The 16,285-nt window shown below is 64.5% G+C and carries 17 protein-coding genes; 7 read left to right on the forward strand and 10 right to left on the reverse strand.

The window, feature by feature from the left end:
* Positions 1-7 precede the first annotated feature (7 nt).
* On the reverse strand, positions 8-673 hold the full coding sequence (locus tag IEX85_RS07365) for a ChrR family anti-sigma-E factor (protein ID WP_188859941.1): 666 nt from the start codon (positions 671-673) through the stop codon (positions 8-10).
* Positions 670-1,203: a sigma-70 family RNA polymerase sigma factor gene (locus IEX85_RS07370; RefSeq protein WP_188859942.1), complete on the reverse strand. Its 534-nt coding sequence runs from the start codon at positions 1,201-1,203 to the stop codon at positions 670-672. The genes IEX85_RS07365 and IEX85_RS07370 overlap by 4 nt, the downstream gene beginning before the upstream one ends.
* A gap of 211 nt (positions 1,204-1,414) precedes the next feature.
* On the opposite strand from IEX85_RS07370, the gene IEX85_RS07375 reads away from it, so the two are divergent.
* Genes IEX85_RS07375 through IEX85_RS07395 form a run of 5 tightly spaced genes read left to right on the forward strand, consistent with a single transcriptional unit; the run spans position 1,415 to position 6,672 of the window.
* Positions 1,415-2,770 carry an NAD(P)/FAD-dependent oxidoreductase gene (locus IEX85_RS07375; protein ID WP_188859943.1) on the forward strand — a complete coding sequence of 452 codons (1,356 nt, stop codon included), beginning with the start codon at positions 1,415-1,417 and terminating at the stop codon, positions 2,768-2,770.
* Positions 2,767-3,585: a DUF1365 domain-containing protein gene (locus IEX85_RS07380; RefSeq protein ID WP_188859944.1), complete on the forward strand. Its 819-nt coding sequence runs from the start codon at positions 2,767-2,769 to the stop codon at positions 3,583-3,585. The genes IEX85_RS07375 and IEX85_RS07380 overlap by 4 nt, the downstream gene beginning before the upstream one ends.
* The gene (locus tag IEX85_RS07385) at positions 3,572-4,807 is read left to right on the forward strand and encodes an SAM-dependent methyltransferase (RefSeq protein WP_188859945.1); all 1,236 of its coding nucleotides are present in this window, start codon (positions 3,572-3,574) and stop codon (positions 4,805-4,807) included. Before IEX85_RS07380 ends, IEX85_RS07385 begins: the two co-directional genes overlap by 14 nt.
* Positions 4,776-6,188: an MFS transporter gene (locus IEX85_RS07390; RefSeq protein WP_188859946.1), complete on the forward strand. Its 1,413-nt coding sequence runs from the start codon at positions 4,776-4,778 to the stop codon at positions 6,186-6,188. Before IEX85_RS07385 ends, IEX85_RS07390 begins: the two co-directional genes overlap by 32 nt.
* Entirely contained in the window at positions 6,178-6,672 is a 495-nt protein-coding gene (locus IEX85_RS07395) for a DUF3833 domain-containing protein (protein WP_229721826.1), read from the forward strand. Before IEX85_RS07390 ends, IEX85_RS07395 begins: the two co-directional genes overlap by 11 nt.
* Here the strand turns inward: IEX85_RS07395 and IEX85_RS07400 are convergent.
* The 4 genes from IEX85_RS07400 to IEX85_RS07415 all read right to left on the reverse strand — a co-directional run bounded on the left by IEX85_RS07400 (position 6,635) and on the right by IEX85_RS07415 (position 10,544).
* Positions 6,635-8,551, reverse strand: a complete 1,917-nt coding sequence (locus IEX85_RS07400) for a PTS fructose transporter subunit IIABC (RefSeq protein ID WP_188859948.1) — start codon at positions 8,549-8,551, stop codon at positions 6,635-6,637. The two genes, IEX85_RS07395 and IEX85_RS07400, sit on opposite strands and share 38 nt — an antisense overlap.
* 120 nt (positions 8,552-8,671) lie before the next feature.
* Positions 8,672-9,100 (reverse strand): nuclear transport factor 2 family protein, encoded by a 429-nt coding sequence (locus IEX85_RS07405; RefSeq protein ID WP_188859949.1) that lies wholly within the window; start codon positions 9,098-9,100, stop codon positions 8,672-8,674.
* Positions 9,097-9,864, reverse strand: a complete 768-nt coding sequence (locus IEX85_RS07410) for an SDR family NAD(P)-dependent oxidoreductase (protein ID WP_188859950.1) — start codon at positions 9,862-9,864, stop codon at positions 9,097-9,099. The genes IEX85_RS07405 and IEX85_RS07410 overlap by 4 nt, the downstream gene beginning before the upstream one ends.
* Positions 9,837-10,544 (reverse strand): DUF6134 family protein, encoded by a 708-nt coding sequence (locus IEX85_RS07415; protein WP_188859951.1) that lies wholly within the window; start codon positions 10,542-10,544, stop codon positions 9,837-9,839. The genes IEX85_RS07410 and IEX85_RS07415 overlap by 28 nt, the downstream gene beginning before the upstream one ends.
* A 307-nt stretch (positions 10,545-10,851) precedes the next feature.
* On the opposite strand from IEX85_RS07415, the gene IEX85_RS07420 reads away from it, so the two are divergent.
* Both IEX85_RS07420 and IEX85_RS07425 read left to right on the forward strand, forming a co-directional pair.
* On the forward strand, positions 10,852-11,436 hold the full coding sequence (locus IEX85_RS07420; protein ID WP_188860114.1) for a peptidylprolyl isomerase: 585 nt from the start codon (positions 10,852-10,854) through the stop codon (positions 11,434-11,436).
* A 142-nt stretch (positions 11,437-11,578) separates the two neighbouring features.
* The gene (locus IEX85_RS07425) at positions 11,579-13,420 is read left to right on the forward strand and encodes a PHA/PHB synthase family protein (RefSeq protein WP_188859952.1); all 1,842 of its coding nucleotides are present in this window, start codon (positions 11,579-11,581) and stop codon (positions 13,418-13,420) included.
* Between the two features lie 159 nt (positions 13,421-13,579).
* Here IEX85_RS07425 and IEX85_RS07430 read toward each other — a convergent pair whose 3' ends face one another.
* The 4 genes from IEX85_RS07430 to IEX85_RS07445 are packed head-to-tail and all read right to left on the reverse strand — an operon-like array spanning position 13,580 to position 16,254.
* Positions 13,580-14,041, reverse strand: coding sequence for a YiiD C-terminal domain-containing protein (locus IEX85_RS07430; RefSeq protein WP_188859953.1), 462 nt, complete (start codon positions 14,039-14,041; stop codon positions 13,580-13,582).
* Position 14,042: 1 nt separating this feature from the next.
* Positions 14,043-14,603, reverse strand: a complete 561-nt coding sequence (locus tag IEX85_RS07435) for a nitroreductase family protein (protein ID WP_188859954.1) — start codon at positions 14,601-14,603, stop codon at positions 14,043-14,045.
* A gap of 53 nt (positions 14,604-14,656) precedes the next feature.
* On the reverse strand, positions 14,657-15,484 hold the full coding sequence (queF, locus tag IEX85_RS07440) for an NADPH-dependent 7-cyano-7-deazaguanine reductase QueF (protein ID WP_188859955.1): 828 nt from the start codon (positions 15,482-15,484) through the stop codon (positions 14,657-14,659).
* Entirely contained in the window at positions 15,481-16,254 is a 774-nt protein-coding gene (locus IEX85_RS07445; protein ID WP_188859956.1) for an ABC transporter permease, read from the reverse strand. Before IEX85_RS07445 ends, queF begins: the two co-directional genes overlap by 4 nt.
* Between the last annotated feature and the right edge of the window lie 31 nt (positions 16,255-16,285).

Genomic DNA, 16,285 nt, shown 5'->3' on the forward strand with positions numbered 1-16,285 from the left:
CTCCGGGTCACATGCCGATGAAGGGCTGCACCAGCCGCCCCATAAGACCGCTGAACCGTAGCGGCGCATCGGTGGCGATCAGGCAGATGCAGTCTTCGTTCGCGTCATTTAAGGGCTGATGCGCGACCTGATCGTCGAGGTCGGCGACATCGCCGGCGCAAAAGCGTCCTACCTCGTCATTGTAGGATCCGCGCAGCACCAGCGTCAGTTCGTTGCCACGATGACTGTGGTGCGGCACCGACACGCCCGGGGCGAAGCGCAGCAGCCGGGTCGCGCCGGCACCTCCCGGATGCAGGTCGATCTGCTTGACGCCGGGCGCCAGCGAGCGCCACTCCAGCGCATCGAAATCGCGCCCGTCGAGGTGCTGCGCCAGCACCTTAGGCATCGCCGGGCCGCCCGCGCGCGCGCCAGACAGGGGCGCTGGCGCGGCTGCAGCCGGCGGCTCGCTGTCGAGCAGGCCGAGCACGCTTGCCAGGGCATTATCGCTGTCGAGGGCCACCGGCGGCAGCTCTTCCAGTAGCGCTCCACCGACCGCCTCGGCCTGCGCCAGGCGATCGCGACAGTCCGCGCAGCTTTCCAGGTGACAGGCCACCAGCAGCGCCATGCCCGGCACCAGGGTACCGGCGGCGTATGCCATCAGGGTTGCATCGTCGAGATGATGTCGAATGTTCACGATGACTCCCCCCACATCGCTTTCAGTTTGTCGAATGCCAGCCGCAGACGGCTCTTGACGCTGCCCAGGGGAATGCCGAGCACTTCGGCAATTTCGGAGTGGCTGCGCCCGTCGTAGTAGGACATGTACAGCACCTGCGCCTGCGCCTCCGGCAGGCGCCGGATGCAGGCCGCCAGCCGATCGCTGATCACCGCGCCCTCCCCGGCGTCCCGGTCGTCACCGTCGGGCATGTCCGCATCCAGTTCATAGCAGGGCATTTTCTCCCGGCGCAGACGATCGATGCACAGATTTCGCGCCAGGGTAAATATCCAGGTGCTGGCGTTGGCCTTGCCGGGATTGAAAAGATGCGCCTTGCGCCAGACCGACAGCATCGCTTCCTGCGCCAGCTCGTCTGCCTGCGCCGGCGCCATGCCAAGCCGAATCAGATATGCCTTGACCCTGGGAGCGAAATGCTCGAACAGCCGGGCGAACAGTGCCCGATCGCGGGTCTCGGCCATCCGTGCCAGACAGGCTGTCCATTCTTCCCGCATTGGCGGAGCCTCTTTGAATAACGGAGTGACAGTGGCCACATCGCCTCCACACAGTTGAGCCCTCTTGTGACCCTGTGTACGCTGGACGAGCCCGGTTGGATCAACCTCCCGATCCGCTCGGGCAGCGACAGGGAAATGACGCACCGAGCGGTGATCCGGCCAAGCCCGCATCTTCGTACAGGGCGGCAAAAGATGCAAAGGATTCACACCCATGAAGGTTCAGGCGATCCGCCCGCTGAAAGTTGCCGTCATCGGCTCGGGCATATCCGGGCTGTCTTGCGCCTGGCTGTTAAGCCAGCAGCACCAGGTGACGCTGTTCGAGAAGGACGACAGGCTCGGCGGCCACTCCAATACCGTGCAACTGAAACTCGGCAATGACAGTACCGCCGTCGACACCGGCTTTATCGTCTACAACCCGGTCAACTATCCCAACCTGGTGCGCTTTTTCGACACCCTTGGCATCGAGAGTCGCGCCACCGAGATGTCCTTTTCGGTGTCGCTCGATGGCGGCCGGCTCGAGTACAGCGGTACCGGGCTCAGTGGGCTGCTGGCGCAACGGCGTAACCTTGTCCGGCCACAGTTCTGGTCGCTGATCCGCAACCTGCTTCGCTTTTACCGCGAGTCCAGCGGCTACTGCCGCAACCCGGACCTTGCCGAGCTGACGCTCGGCGACCTGCTGAAGCAGGAAAAGTACAGCCGCGCCTTCATCGACGACCATCTGCTGCCGATGGGAGCCGCTATCTGGTCGACGCCGGTCGATCAGATGCTCGACTACCCGGCGCAAGCGTTCCTGCGATTTTGCCAGAACCACGGTCTGGTGCAGCTCAGCGACCGACCCGAGTGGCGCACCGTAACGGGCGGCAGCCGGCAGTACGTCGACCGCGTCGGCGCCATCCTGCGCCAGCGCGGAGATATCCGTCTGAACAGCCGCATCCACCGCATCGTGCGACGACTGGGCCGCGTCGAACTGGAGTTCCTGCACGGCGAACGGGAAGTCTACGACGAGGTGGTGCTGGCCTGCCACGCCGACCAGGCGCTGGCACTGCTGCACCAGCCCACCAGCGACGAACAGCAGCTGCTCGGCGCCTTCGAATACCAGCGCAACACGGCAGTGCTGCACAGCGACCCCGCCCTGATGCCCGCGAGACCCGGCGCCTGGGCCAGCTGGAACTATCTTGCGGAAGGCACCCAGCCGCGCAGCCGGGCGCTATCGGTGACCTACTGGATGAACCGGCTGCAGCACCTGCCCGAGAGCCTGCCGCTGTTCGTGACGCTGAATCCCCTGCGCGAGCCCGCCGAAGGCAGCATCCATCGCAGCTTCCTTTACCAGCACCCGGTCTTCAACCTCGGCGCCCTCGCCGCGCAGCAGCGGCTGTGGCAACTTCAGGGTCATCGCAACACCTGGTTCTGCGGCGCCTACTTCGGCTACGGCTTCCACGAGGACGGCCTGCAGTCGGGGCTTGCGGTCGCCGAAGCCCTCGGCGGCGTTCCCCGTCCCTGGACGCTGGAGGCGCCCAACGATCGCATTCATGTCGACAATCCGCTGCCGCGGAGATCGGTGGCATGAGCGGCTCCGCACTTTACGTAGGGCGGGTCATGCACCACCGCCTGAAACCGCGGCAGCACCGCTTTCGCTACCGGGTTTTTTCGCTGCTGCTGGACCTCGACGAGCTCGATGCGCTGCACCGGCGCCTGCGGCTGTTTTCCCACAACCGTTTCAATCTCTTCTCCTTTCACGACCGGGATTACGGCGACGGCAGCGGCCGGCTGAAAACCTGCATCGAGGCGCGGCTGACAGCGGCCGGAGTCGACCTTGCCGGCGGCCGCATCCGCCTCTTGTGCTATCCGCGCCTGCTCGGTTACGTGTTCAACCCCTTGAGCGTTTACTACTGCGAAGACCGCACCGGAGCCTTGCGGGCCATTCTCTGTGAGGTCAGCAACACTTTCGGGCAGCGCCACAGCTATCTGCTGCCGGTATCATCCGACCCTTCGGCGGCCCGGCCCAGCGTGGACAAATGCTTCTACGTCTCGCCGTTCATGCCAATGGACTGCCGCTACGCCTTTCGCATGCCGGTACCTGGCGAGCGCATCGGTGTCCATATCGACCAGCGCCAGGCCGGCGAGCGCCTGTTCGTTGCCAGTTTCAGCGGTCGCCGGGCAGCCCTGACCGACACCGGTCTGCTTAAAACCTGGCTGACCCACCCGCTGATGACGCTGAAGGTGATCGCCGGCATTCACTGGGAAGCACTGCGGCTCTGGCTAAAGGGACTGAAACTGCAGCCTAGGCCGGAGCCCCCTGCCCGCCCCCTGACTTTCGGCGTCGTTGCTACGACGCCTGTGTTGAACCCCGACCGCGGAGACGGCATCGATGAAAACCACTGACCTTGCGACCGACCTGTCGATTCAGACCGACCGCAGTGCCAGCGGCTGGCTCAACCGACTGTGCCTGCGCAGTCTCGACCCTTTGCTCAGGGAAATTCGCCACGGGCAGCTTAGATTGTGGCTGCCCAGCGGACAGGCCCTGCAGGCCGGCCAGGGACAGGGGCCGCACGCCGAAGTGCGGCTGAACAACTGGCGGCCAATCCGGCGTTTCCTCGCAGGCGGCGAGCTGGGCTGGGCCGAAAGCTATCTTGATGGCGACTGGGACACACCGGACCTGCTCGCGCTGATGCAATGGGCCCTGGCCAACGAGGATTCGCTGCGCCCTGCCGCTGCAGGCTCCGTTGTCAGCCGTATGCTGCACCGGCTGTTCCACCGCTCCCGCCGCAACAGCCGCCGCGGCAGCCGCCGCAACATTGCCTTCCACTACGACCTTGGCAACGACTTCTACCGCCGCTGGCTGGACCCGACGATGACTTACTCCAGTGCGCTGTTCGCTCACCCGCAGCAAACACTGGAGGCGGCGCAGCTCAACAAGTACCGTCGCATCTGCGAACTGCTGGAGCTGCATCCGGGGCAGCGGGTGCTGGAAATCGGCTGTGGCTGGGGCGGCTTCGCCGAAACCGCCGCGGGCGAGTACGGCGTTACCGTCGACGGCATCACCCTGTCGCGCGAGCAGCTGGCCTGGGCGCGCGAGCGCGTTGCCGACAGCCCGCTGGCCGCAAGGTGCCGTTTTTCCCTCACCGACTACCGCGACCTCGACCAGCGCTACGACCGGATTGCCTCGATCGAAATGTTCGAGGCGGTCGGCGAAGAGCACTGGCCGCGCTATTTCGACCAGCTCAAGCGATGCCTGAAACCCGGCGGGCTGGCGGTACTCCAGGTCATCAGCATTGCCAGCGACCGCTTCGAAGACTACCGCCGCGGCACCGACTTCATCCAGCGCTACGTGTTCCCGGGCGGCATGCTGCCGAGTCCCGACCGGCTGGCGGCACAGATCGAATCCGCCGGATTGCAGCTGAGCCATGCCGAGCACTTCGGCGCCGACTACGCCCGCACCCTGCAGCACTGGCGCCGGGCCTTCGATGACAGCTGGCCCGAGATCCAGCCCCTGGGGTTCGACGACCGCTTCCGACGCCTCTGGCACTATTACCTGGCCTACTGCGAGTGCGGTTTCAACCGGGGCTGTATCGATGTCGGACTCTATCTGCTTCGTGCGCCCTGAACGGCCGCTGAACCAGCCTCTGCCTGCGGCCTCCCTGTGGCGCTATGCCGCTCCGGGGCTGCCGCTGGCAATGCCCACCGTCGCCGTCTACGTGCTGCTGCCGACCTGGTATGCCGAACAGTTCGCCCTGCCGCTGGCACTGATCGGCGCTATCCTGCTGCTGACCCGGCTGTTCGACGTCGTCACCGACCCGCTGATCGGACTGCTGCTCGACCGCAGGCCCTTACAGAGCCCACGCAGCCCCATGCTCGCCGGCGCGCTGCTGTGCACACCGGCATTGATACTGCTGGTTAACCCGCCTGAGTCGCTGGCAGCGGCGGCCCTGGTGTCCGGGCTGCTGATGCTGTACCTGGGCTGGACCCTGATCCAGATACCTTACCTCGCCTGGCTGACACAGCTGCACGACGACAGCCTGCAGCGCAATCGTGCAGCCGGCGCACGCGAAGCGCTGACCCTCGCCGGCCTGCTGATTTCCGCGGCCTTTCCCGCGCTGTCGGCGCTGGCGGAACTGCCACTGCACACCGGGCTCAACCTGCTTGTGCTGACCACTCTACTGGTCGGTGTAGCCGCGTTCCGGGCGCTGTGGCGACTGCCCGCAGGGCGCATCGACGCGGGAGAACTCCAGCGTCCGCAGCTGAGCCTGCTGCGTGAAAACCGGCTGGCGATGCGGCTGCTGTCGGGCTGGTTTCTCAACGGTCTGGCCAACGGACTGCCGGCGGTGCTGTTCCCGCTGTTCGTGTCGGCTTTCCTTGGCGGCGACGAAGCGGACCGGGGGCGCTTCATCCTGCTCTATTTCGCCTCGGCGGTGCTGTCGTTGCCAGTCTGGCTGTGGCTGTCCCGGTACATCTCCCGCTCCCGGCTCTGGTGCCTGGCGATGCTGCTGGCGATCATGGCGTTCGCACCGGCGCCGCTGCTCGACCCGAGCCGCATCGACTGGTTCGTGCCGATCTGCGTGATCACCGGCGCCGCGCTCGGTGCCGACCTGACCCTGCCCCACGTGATTCAGGCCGAGGTGGCGGACTGGGACCGCTATCGCTTTCGCGCAGCCCGCACCGGTCTGCTGTTCGCCTGCTGGAACATGGCCACCAAGCTGGCGCTGGCGCTGTCGGCCGGCTGTGCCTTCATGCTGCTCGGCGCCAGCGGCTTCGCCGCCAGCGCACCGGAGCCGCTGTGGCTGCTCGCCGTGATCTATGCCCTGCTCCCCTGCGTATTCAAGGCCATGGCCATCGGCCTGCTATGGCGTTTTCCGCTGCAGCAAGGTCATCACCGGGCTATACGGCGGCGCCTGGCCCGACGCCACCCAAAGGAGCGAGGCGATGCGAACACTGCTGACGATGATGGCGATCACCCTACTGGCCGGATGCAGCGATATGAGAATTGAACAGTTCCGGGACGCCCGACCGCAGCTCCGGCTGGAGCAGTATTTCGATGGCCGGGTGCTCGCCTGGGGCTGGTTCGAGGACCGCTTCGGTCAGGTGCGGCGGCAATTCTTCGTCGAAATCGACGGCCAGTGGGACGGCCGGGAACTGGTGCTGGACGAAGCTTTCAGCTACAGCGACGGCGAAACCGACCGCCGCGTCTGGATCATCACCCCCGACGGCGCGGGCGGTTACAGCGGTCGCGCCGAAGACATTGTCGGCACCGCCCGCAGCGAAACAGCCGGCAACGCGCTCAACTGGCGCTATCGCATGGACCTCAAGGTAGGCGACAGCCACTGGCGCGTCAGCTTCGACGACTGGATGCTGCTGCAGGGCGACGGCGTGCTGCTCAACCGCGCACGGGTCAGCAAATGGGGGCTGACCGTCGGTGAGGTCAATCTTTTCTTCCTCAAGCCCGGGGACGCCGCTGAACGCATCCGCTTTTAGCATCGGGCCGGGCACCCTCTGGCGCTACCGCAGGTGCGCGCCTGAAGCGTTTCAGCAATGCGACCAGGCAGGCCGTCAACAGCGTGCCGGCGCCGATCGCCAGCAGATAGAAGGGCCACTGGCGCACCAGGGGAATAACGAAAATGCCACCATGGGGCGCGAGCAACTGGCAGCCGAGCGCCATCGACAAAGCTCCGGACAGCATCGCGCCGGCGATACAGGCCGGCAGCACCCGCAACGGGTCAGCCACCGCGTAAGGAATCGCGCCTTCGGTGATGAACGAAGCCCCCATCACCAGGCAGGCCCGACCGGACTCGCGTTCGAGTCGGGTGAACACGGCGGGGAACAGCACCGTCGCCAGACCCAACCCCAGCGGCGGGACCATTCCGCCGGCCATCACGGCGGCCTGCGGAAAATAGTTACCCGCTTCGATGGCCGCCAACCCGAACGTATAAGCGGCCTTGTTTACCGGCCCTCCCATATCCACGGCCATCAGACCGGCCAGTAGAGCGCCCAGAACCACACGGTTACCGACATCGAGTCCCTTTAGCCAGTCGACCAGCATTCCATTCAGCGCCGTCATCGGCTCGATCAGCAGCATGACCAGACTGCCGCACAACAGCAGACCCAACACCGGGTAGATAAGTATGGTGCGAATAGCGTCAAGCGCATCGGGCAGCGGCCGGCACAGCCGAATGATCAGCAGCACCCCGTAACCGCCGATCAGGCCGGCCACCATGCCGCCCAGAAAGCCGGCGCCGGCCTGGGCGGCGATGTAGCCGCCGACCATCGCCGGCATCAGCCCCGGACGATCGGCTATGCTGCGGCCGATGAAAGCCGCCAGCACCGGCACCATCAGACCGAAGGCCCCCTGGGTTCCTCCCAGCGCGACCAGCAGCTGCGCCAGCGGATGGAATTCCGGCGACTCGGGACTGGCGGCATCGACACCGAACAGAAAGGAAAGCGTGATCAAAATGCCCCCGCCGACAACGAACGGCAGCATGCTGGACACACCGCTCATCAGGTGACGGTAAAGCCCCCAGCCTTCAACGGCCTCTGCGTGCGTTATGGGTTGCACGCTCTGCCCGGTCTGCACGGGCTGGCGCAGCGCGCGCAGCAACAGCCGCCGCGGATCCCGAATGGCATCGGTGACCGCCACCTGAAGTACCGGCTTGCCGGCAAAGCGCTCGCGGCTTATCTCGCGGTCCACCGCCAGGATCACCGCGTCCGCCTGCTGCACCTCCTCAGCGCTCAGTCGGTCCCGAACCCCGGCGGCGCCATGGGTTTCGACTTTCAGATCCAGGTGCAGCTCGCGAGCCGCTTCGCGCAGCCGCTCGGCCGCCATATAGGTATGGGCAATGCCCGCGGGACAGGAGGTGACGGCCACCAGGTGCGCCTCCACCGCGACCGCTGGCGGTAGCGTCACGCCTTCAGCTTCGGCAAACAGCTGCTGTACCTCCCGCGGCTTCGCGGCCTGCAGCAGCCGTTCACGAAACGCGGGATCGACCAGGAGACAGGAAGCCGAGGCCAGAATCTCCAGATGCTGACTGTCGGCGTCGACGGGCTCCGCTATCAGCAGGAAAAAGCGCGCCGGCTGACCGTCGAGAGACCCGAACTCGACCCCGTCCGGTGCCAGCCCCAGCGCCACAGCCGGTCTGCGCACCGCATCGGAACGGGCATGGGGAACCGCGATGCCCTGCTCGAGCCCGGTACTGCCGGTGGCTTCCCGCTCCAGCACCGCATCGAGGAAGGCGTCGGCATCGGCCAGGGCACCCTCTTGATCGAGCAGACCCACCAGCTCGGCGAGCAAGGACCGCTTGTCGCGGCTTCGCAGATTCAGCGCGATACTATCCTCGGTCAGCAGGTCAACCAGAGCCATGGCTTTATCCTTATTCGGTTCTACGCCAGGGAGTCGTAGTCAAACCATAGCTGTTATCGCGCCCGATGCAGCGAGTTTGAGATCTCGGCTTTCGCTGCTCAACTCACCTGAAACGCCACCTCAGCCTTTCGCCGCCAGACGGCGGCGCAGGCGCCCGATCAACCAGCCCAGCAACGGGATCCGGGCGTACAGCAGACCCGCGTCCCAGTAATCGAGATGCGCGCAGACCTTCCCTCCCCGATCGAAGTGCAGCAGCGACACGCCCTCGACACTCCAGTCACCCAGCACCGGTACCCGCGCACTGAATCGCCAGTTCAGATAGGCACGCTCGCCATCGATACAATAATGCGTGACCGAAAACGCCGGGTTCTCGGTGCGCTCGAACATATCCTCCAGCACCCTGAGCATGGCCGGCACGCCGTGAACGTCGTTGAACGGGTCGCGAAAGCGCACATCCTGGCTCAGCAGGGCGGCCAGGTCGCCGAGCCGGTCCGGCGTCAGGTTTTCGAACAGTTCGATATAGCGATTACAGCATTCGTCTACGGTCACGTACGGGTCATCCTTGTCACCAGCGGAAAATACAGTCGGTAGGGTAGCAGCCGCATCAGCTTGAGCCAGAACACGAAGCGCCACGGAAAGGCGATTTCGAAGCGATTTTTCTCCAGCCCGCGCACGATGCGCCGCGCCGCGTCGTCTGCCTCGAGCAGGAAGGGCATCGGAAAGTCGTTGCGGTCGGTCAGCGGCGTACGCACGAATCCCGGATTGACCAGGCTCAGTGCCAGCCCCTGCTGGCGAAATTCCGGCTGCAGCGCTTCGGCGAAATTGATCAGCGCCGCCTTGCTGGCGCCATAGGCCGATGCCGTCGGCAGACCACGGTAGCCCGCCACTGAAGCCACGATGGCCAGATGGCCGGTGCCGCGGGCGCGCCACTGCGGCAACAGCGCGGCGACGCCGTTGACGACGCCGAAATAGTTGAGCTGCATCAGCTCGAGATAGGGAGCGGGCGAGAATTCCGCAAGCGTGACGGGCCGGTGAGTACCGGCATTGAGCAGCGCAAGATCGATCGCCCCAAGCTCGGTCTCTATGGCGGTGACCGCTTCCCGGCAGGCAGCGGCATCGGTCACGTCCAGCGCAAAGGGCACCAGCTTCCCGGGCAGACCAAGGCTTTGCGCCTGCTCCGCCAGCTGCTGCAGATCGTCGGCGCTGCGGGCGCTGATCGCCACCGTACAGCCCCGGGAGGCGAACTCCAGCGCCAGTGCCGCGCCGATGCCACGGGAAGCGCCGGTTATCCAGACCGTTGACCAGGCCGACATAGCGGATTCCTGTTCCAGGGAGATTGCGAGAATGCGAGGCTGTCGCCCTGACGCGGCTTCAGCCGAACCCGGGAGCCGTCCCGCGCGCTGAACTCGAGACCACGCCAGCCACCACTGCCGTCGTACCAGACGACGGTATCCTCGAGGTCTCCGCCCAGACGATAACGCCGGACATCCAATTCAGCCTCGCCAAACGGCAGACGATCCGCCCCAAGGTACTGGCTGTCGATCCTGCTGGCACGGCCGGTCAGCGTATTGAGCAACTCGCCTTGCTCCAGCGCCGCAGGATTCCAGTGATTGCTGGTCAGCAAGTTGCCCGGCAGGCGCCAGGTTCCGCCAGGCGCTTCGACTTCGAGTGCACCGGCGCGGCGCCGCGCCTCTATTCGCCGTTGCTTCGAACCATCCTCGATACGCACGTCCAGTGCCGCCAGACGACCATCCTGCCAGCGCTCCAGGGCACGATAGCGATAGCGGTAGTCGAACCACAGCGGCAACTGGACCTGCAGCTCCATCCCTACCTCGACTTCGAGCTGATCGCCCTGACGAGTGAATTTCAGACAGTGCGAACCAACGCTTTCCCCGTCGCGGTGAACCTCGAAAAACAGCTGTGACGGTGACTCTCCGCCCTGCGCCAGCGCAGCGGCAAAGAGTCCGGCCAACAGGATGATAGGTCGTTTCATTGCCGTTCCTCCTGCGCTCTTTTACGCAGGTGCGGCGCAGATGGATCTGGCGCATGCGCGAACAGCAACAGGTTCAACCTGACCTCTGTCAGGGCATCGGGACTTCCAGCGCCTGTCCGGGGTCTATTCGCGGATTCCTCTTGCTACTATAGATCTACAGCATTCCCGGGCTTTAGATGCCCGCCTGGCCATCGAGGCTGCACTGGCGCACCCGCAGGCTCCAATGGCTGCCAGCCCCGGCCAGGCAGGGAACGGGCGCTCACCCCGCCGGTCAAAGCGAATCCAGACCACCAAGGAAAACGACATGATGAAACGCTTTTTTTGCCAAGCCGCCACCGCCTGTGTTCTGAGCCTCGGTGCCGTTCTGCCACTGCAGGCCGGAACCCTGGTGGCAATGGAAACCAGCGCCGGCACACTGCAGCTCGAGCTGTTCGATGAGCAGGCGCCGGCGACAGTGGCCAATTTCCTGCGCTATGTCGATCAGGGCTTTTACAGCGGCACCCTGTTCCATCGCGTGATTCCCGGTTTCATGATTCAGGGCGGGGGCTTCACGGAAGACCTCGAGCGCAAGGATACCCTGGCACCGGTGGTCAACGAGTCCGGCAACGGCCTGAGCAACCTGCGCGGCACCATTGCAATGGCCCGCACCCGGGATCCGGACAGCGCCACCTCCCAGTTCTTTATCAACAGCGTCGACAATGCCCGGCTCGACGCCCAGGGCGCCCAGCCGGGCTACACCGTTTTCGGACGTGTCACCGAAGGCATGGATGTCGTCAATGCAATTTCGGCGGTACCGACCACCATCGTCGGGCCACACCGCAATGTGCCTCAAACACCGGTGGTCATCACGCAGATCAGCCGCGTGGAAAGCGCGGCGACGCCTGAGCAGTGAAAACAGACCGGGGGAATGGACCTGCATGTTCCATCGGCAGTCCCCCGGGCCACCCACGGATTGACGCCTGTCATGGCACGGTTACCGTTGACTGTGTACTGTAGCGTTTCATCCTTTGAACCGCTGTAGCAAAGAGAGCCCTATGGATACCGAACTCAAGGACGCGCCCACGACACGGGACAGTGACCGCAGCCGCCATCCCGTGCCGACAGGAGTGCCGGCACCGCTGTCGCCGCTGCTCGACGACGGGCCCCTGTCCTATCGCTCCTACGGCACCCGGGCATTCGATCACGCCTTTCGTGCCGGAATCGGGCGTTTCAGCCTGGGGTTGAGCCCGGCGGGCCTGGCGGCGCTCCAGTTCGACTGGCTGTCGCACCTGGCCATGTCCCCGGGCAAGCAGCTGGCGCTGCTGGAAAAAGCCGGACGCAAGTGGACACGACTGCTGAACTACATGCAGCAGCAGGTGGCCAATCCCGACTGTTCGGGCTGCATCGAGCCCCTGCCCCAGGACCGGCGCTTTGCCGGCGACGCCTGGCAGCAGTGGCCCTGGAACCTGATGCAGCAGGCCTTCCTGCTGCATCAGCAGTGGTGGCACAACGCCACCACCGAGGTCGACGGTCTGTCGCCGCAGCGTCAGCAGGTGCTGTCCTTCGTGTTTCGCCAGATGCTGGACCATTTCGCACCGTCGAACTTCCCCTGGAGCAACCCGGAAATTCTCCAGGCTACCCTGGCTCAAGGCGGTGTTAACCTCTGGCGCGGCATGCAGAACTTCAGCGACGACTGGCAGCGGATGCTGGCCGGCAAGCGCCCGGTCGGGGCAGACGATTATGTGGTCGGCGAGAATATCGCCGTAACCCCCGGCAAGGTGGTATTCCGCAACCGCCTGATCGAGCTGATCCAGTACAGCCCGACCACGGACCAGGTGCACCCGGAACCGGTTCTGATCGTGCCGGCCTGGATCATGAAGTACTACATTCTGGATCTTTCGCCGCACAACTCGCTGGTCCGCTACCTGGTCGACCAGGGCCACACTGTCTTCATGATCTCGTGGCGCAATCCGAGCTCCGACGACCGCGAACTGGGCATGGACGACTACCGTCGCCTCGGGGTGATGGACGCCATCGACGCCGTCGCCGCCATCAACCCCGACCAGCGTATCCACGCCATGGGCTACTGCCTCGGCGGCACCCTGTTGAATATTGCCGCCGCCACCATGGCACGGGACGGCGACGACCGGCTGGCAAGCATGACCACCCTCGCCACCCAGGTCGACTTCAGCGAGGCCGGCGAGTTGATGCTGTTCATTGGCGAAAGCGAGGTCTCTTTCCTCGAGAGCATGATGTGGGAACAGGGTTATCTCGATGGCTACCAGATGGCCGGGGCCTTCCAGCTGCTGCGTTCCAACGACCTGATCTGGTCCCGGATGGTGCGCGACTACTTCCTCGGCGAACGCCAGCCGATGAACGACCTGATGGCCTGGAACGCCGACCTGACCCGCATGCCCTATCGCATGCATTCGCAGTATCTGCGCGGACTCTTTCTCAACAACGACCTCACGGGCGGTCGCTTTATCGTCGACAACAGGCCAATCAACCTCGCCGACCTGCGCACGCCGGTATTCGCCGTCGGCACCACGTCCGACCATGTCGCGCCCTGGAAGTCGGTCTACAAGATCACCACGCACCCGGCGATAGACGTCACCTTTCTGCTGACCAATGGCGGCCACAACGCCGGAATCGTCAGCCCGCCCGGCCACGATCACCGCCGCTACCAGGTATCGACCCACCACGCCGGGGACCGCTTCGTCGACCCGGACACCTGGCAGTCGGTAACACCGACACAGGACGGCTCCTGGTGGCCGGAATGGCTGCGCTGGCTCAAGGCCCACTCCGGGGAGATGGTCGATCCGCCCGCCATGGGAGCGGCCGACAGGGGCTACGTGCCGCTGATGAACGCACCGGGCAGCTATGTGTTGCAGAGGTGAGCGGTGATGGGTGATGGGTGATGGGTGATGGGTAGGGCACCTTGAGCGCAGCAACCGCCATGGATGGCGGAAAGTCTGGCATTGCAGGAGCAAATGCCAGCGAAACGTGCCGATATTCAGCGGCGCCATTCGCTTCGCTCAGGGACGCCCTACCTGCTGTTAACCGTTCACTCGCTTTATCGCGACATAACGCCCCTGCATCCGCATCGCGACCCTGCCGCCCTGGCGCACTTCGATGCACAGCGGCAGGGGGGCGCGGCCGCGATCATGCAGGCGCTTGAAAAAGGCGTCGACGGCCTGGCTGTCGGGCAACTCGGTGCAGGCACAGAAATCACCGTCGACCGGCGCGCGGTAGTCGAGCTGGCTGTCGGCAATCACCAGATCGCATTCCAACCCCTGCTCGCGCAGCAGCAGCGTGATCAGGGACCAGCCACAGATCGTTGCCAGCGTCGCCTGGGAGCCGCCGAAGCCGGTGCCCTTGTCATTGACGTTGGGCGCCAGCAGCGCCGGAATCTCGAGCCTGCGGCCATCCCAGACGAAGTCGCCAAGGCCCATATGCCCCAGTAACGGAATCTGGCCCAACAGCCAGCTGCGAAACTCGGCGATATCGACCCGGCTCACTTCAGTCACCGTCCCAGCGGCTGACGAAGTCCTCGATCTCGGGCTCCGGCGCACTGCGACCACGGCTCGGAGTGCCGAGGTAGATAAAACCGACCAGTTCGTCGTCCTCGCCCAGTCCAAGCCCCTGTCTGACCACCGGATCGTAGGCCGGACCGCCGGTGCGCCACATCGCGCCAAGCCCCTGGGCATGGGCGGCCAGCAGGATGCTGTGCGCGGCACAACCGGCGGAGACGACCTGCTCCACCTTCGGCGCCTTCGGGTGCTTGCGTGTGGCGGCGATCACCACCACCAGCGTCGGCGCGCGCAGCGGTGCCTTGAGCAGCTTCTGGCGTTTCTCCTCCGGCAACTCGGGATCCTCGGCCAGCGCACCCTTGAGCAGCAGTTCGCCGAGTCGCTCGCGTGCTTCGCCTTCGATCACCAGAAAGCGCCACGGCCGCACGGCGCCGTGATCCGGCGCACGCAGCGCGGCGCGAAACATCAGCGCCAGCTCGTCCTGGCTCGGGCCCGGCGCCTCCAGCAGCGGGATCGAAACGCGGTTGATCAATGCATTGAGTGCATCCATGAAAAACTCCTTGCAGGGCGCGGGCCGCCAGTCTGTGGCGACCCGCGTATTGATTACTGGCGGTTCAGGCGCAGATTCGGCGCCCGTTCCGTCAGGCTGCTGCGCCAGGGATTAATATCCAGGCCGCCGCGGCGAAGGTAGCGGGCATATACGCTCAGGTTCTCGGGCTGGCAACGCTGCCAGATATCCATGAAGATGTTTTCCACGCACTGTTCGTGAAAATCGCCGTGCTCGCGGTAGGAAATCAGATACCGCAGCAGTCCCTCATGGTCGATGCGCGGGCCGCGATACACGACCTGGACACTGGCCCAGTCGGGCTGGCCGGTGACCGGACAGTTGGACTTCAGCAGATGGCTGTAGAGACGCTCCTCGACCACCTCGCCGTCGGCGCTCAGCAACCCGGGTTCCGGCTGGTAATGGCTGATCTCGACATCCAGATCGTCGAGACAGACGCCGTCGAAGCGCTCGACCGGCAGCGCCGTATCGGGCTCGATCAGGCGCACGACGACATCGCCTCCGGCGGCGGCGCTGAGGTCCCGGGTCATCAGCTCGAGCACCTTCGCCTCGCTGTCGAAACGACTCAGGTTGAAGGAGTTCAGGTACAGCTTGAACGACTTGGACTCGATGATATGACTGGAGCTTGCCGGAATGCGAAACTCCGCCAGCCGTACCACGGGCTTGCCGCGGGCGTTGAGCCAGGACACCTCGTAGGCGTTCCAGATATCCTCGCCGACGAACGGCAGGCTGGCGCGCTCGACGCCCTGTTTCGCCCAGTTGAGACTGCGTTCGATCGGGTACAGCTGTCCCGGATCGTAAGTGTTGACGTACTGAGTGTCCTGCCCCAGCGGCGACTGGTGCAGAACCGGATCTTCATGACTCAAGCGCGAATCCCCTTGCCTTTTTGCAGCAGAAACAGTGAGTAGCTGAACAGCGCGACGATAAAGCAAAGCAGCATGCCGAACGCGAAAACGATACTGATATCGCTGACACCCAGAATACCGTAGCGGAAGGTGTTGACCATATAGAGTATCGGGTTGAGCATCGACACGCCCTGCCAGAAATCGGGCAGCAGTTCGATCGAGTAGAAGACCCCGCCGAGATAGGTCAGCGGCGTCAGCACGAAGGTCGGCACGATCGAGATATCATCGAACGAATTGGCGAAAACCGCGTTGATGAAGCCACCGAGCGAGAACAGGATCGATGTCAGCAGGACCGTGAAAACGGTCACGAACAGATGGTGTACCTGAAGATCGGTGAAGAACAGCGACAGCAGCGTCACGATCAGACCGACGCCGAGACCGCGGGCCACACCACCGATGACGTAACCGCTCAGAATCACCCAGTTGGGTATCGGCGAGACCAGCATCTCCTCGACGTGGCGCTGGAACTTGGTGCCGTAGAAGGACGACACCACGTTGCCGTAGGAGTTGGTGATCACCGACATCATGATCAGGCCGGGCACGATGTACTCCATGTAGTCGAAGCCACCCATTTCGCCGATGCGGCTGCCGATCAGGTTGCCGAATATGATGAAATAGAGCGTCATGGTGATAGCCGGCGGCAGCAGCGTCTGCGGCCAGATACGGGTGAAGCGACGCACTTCCTTGACCACGATGGTCCAGAACGCGATGAAGAGTTCCCTCGAGTTCATACAATCTCCTGTCAGGCTTGGCATCCGGCCA

The organism is Marinobacterium nitratireducens, assembly GCF_014645375.1.
GTDB lineage: Bacteria > Pseudomonadota > Gammaproteobacteria > Pseudomonadales > Balneatricaceae > Marinobacterium_A > Marinobacterium_A nitratireducens.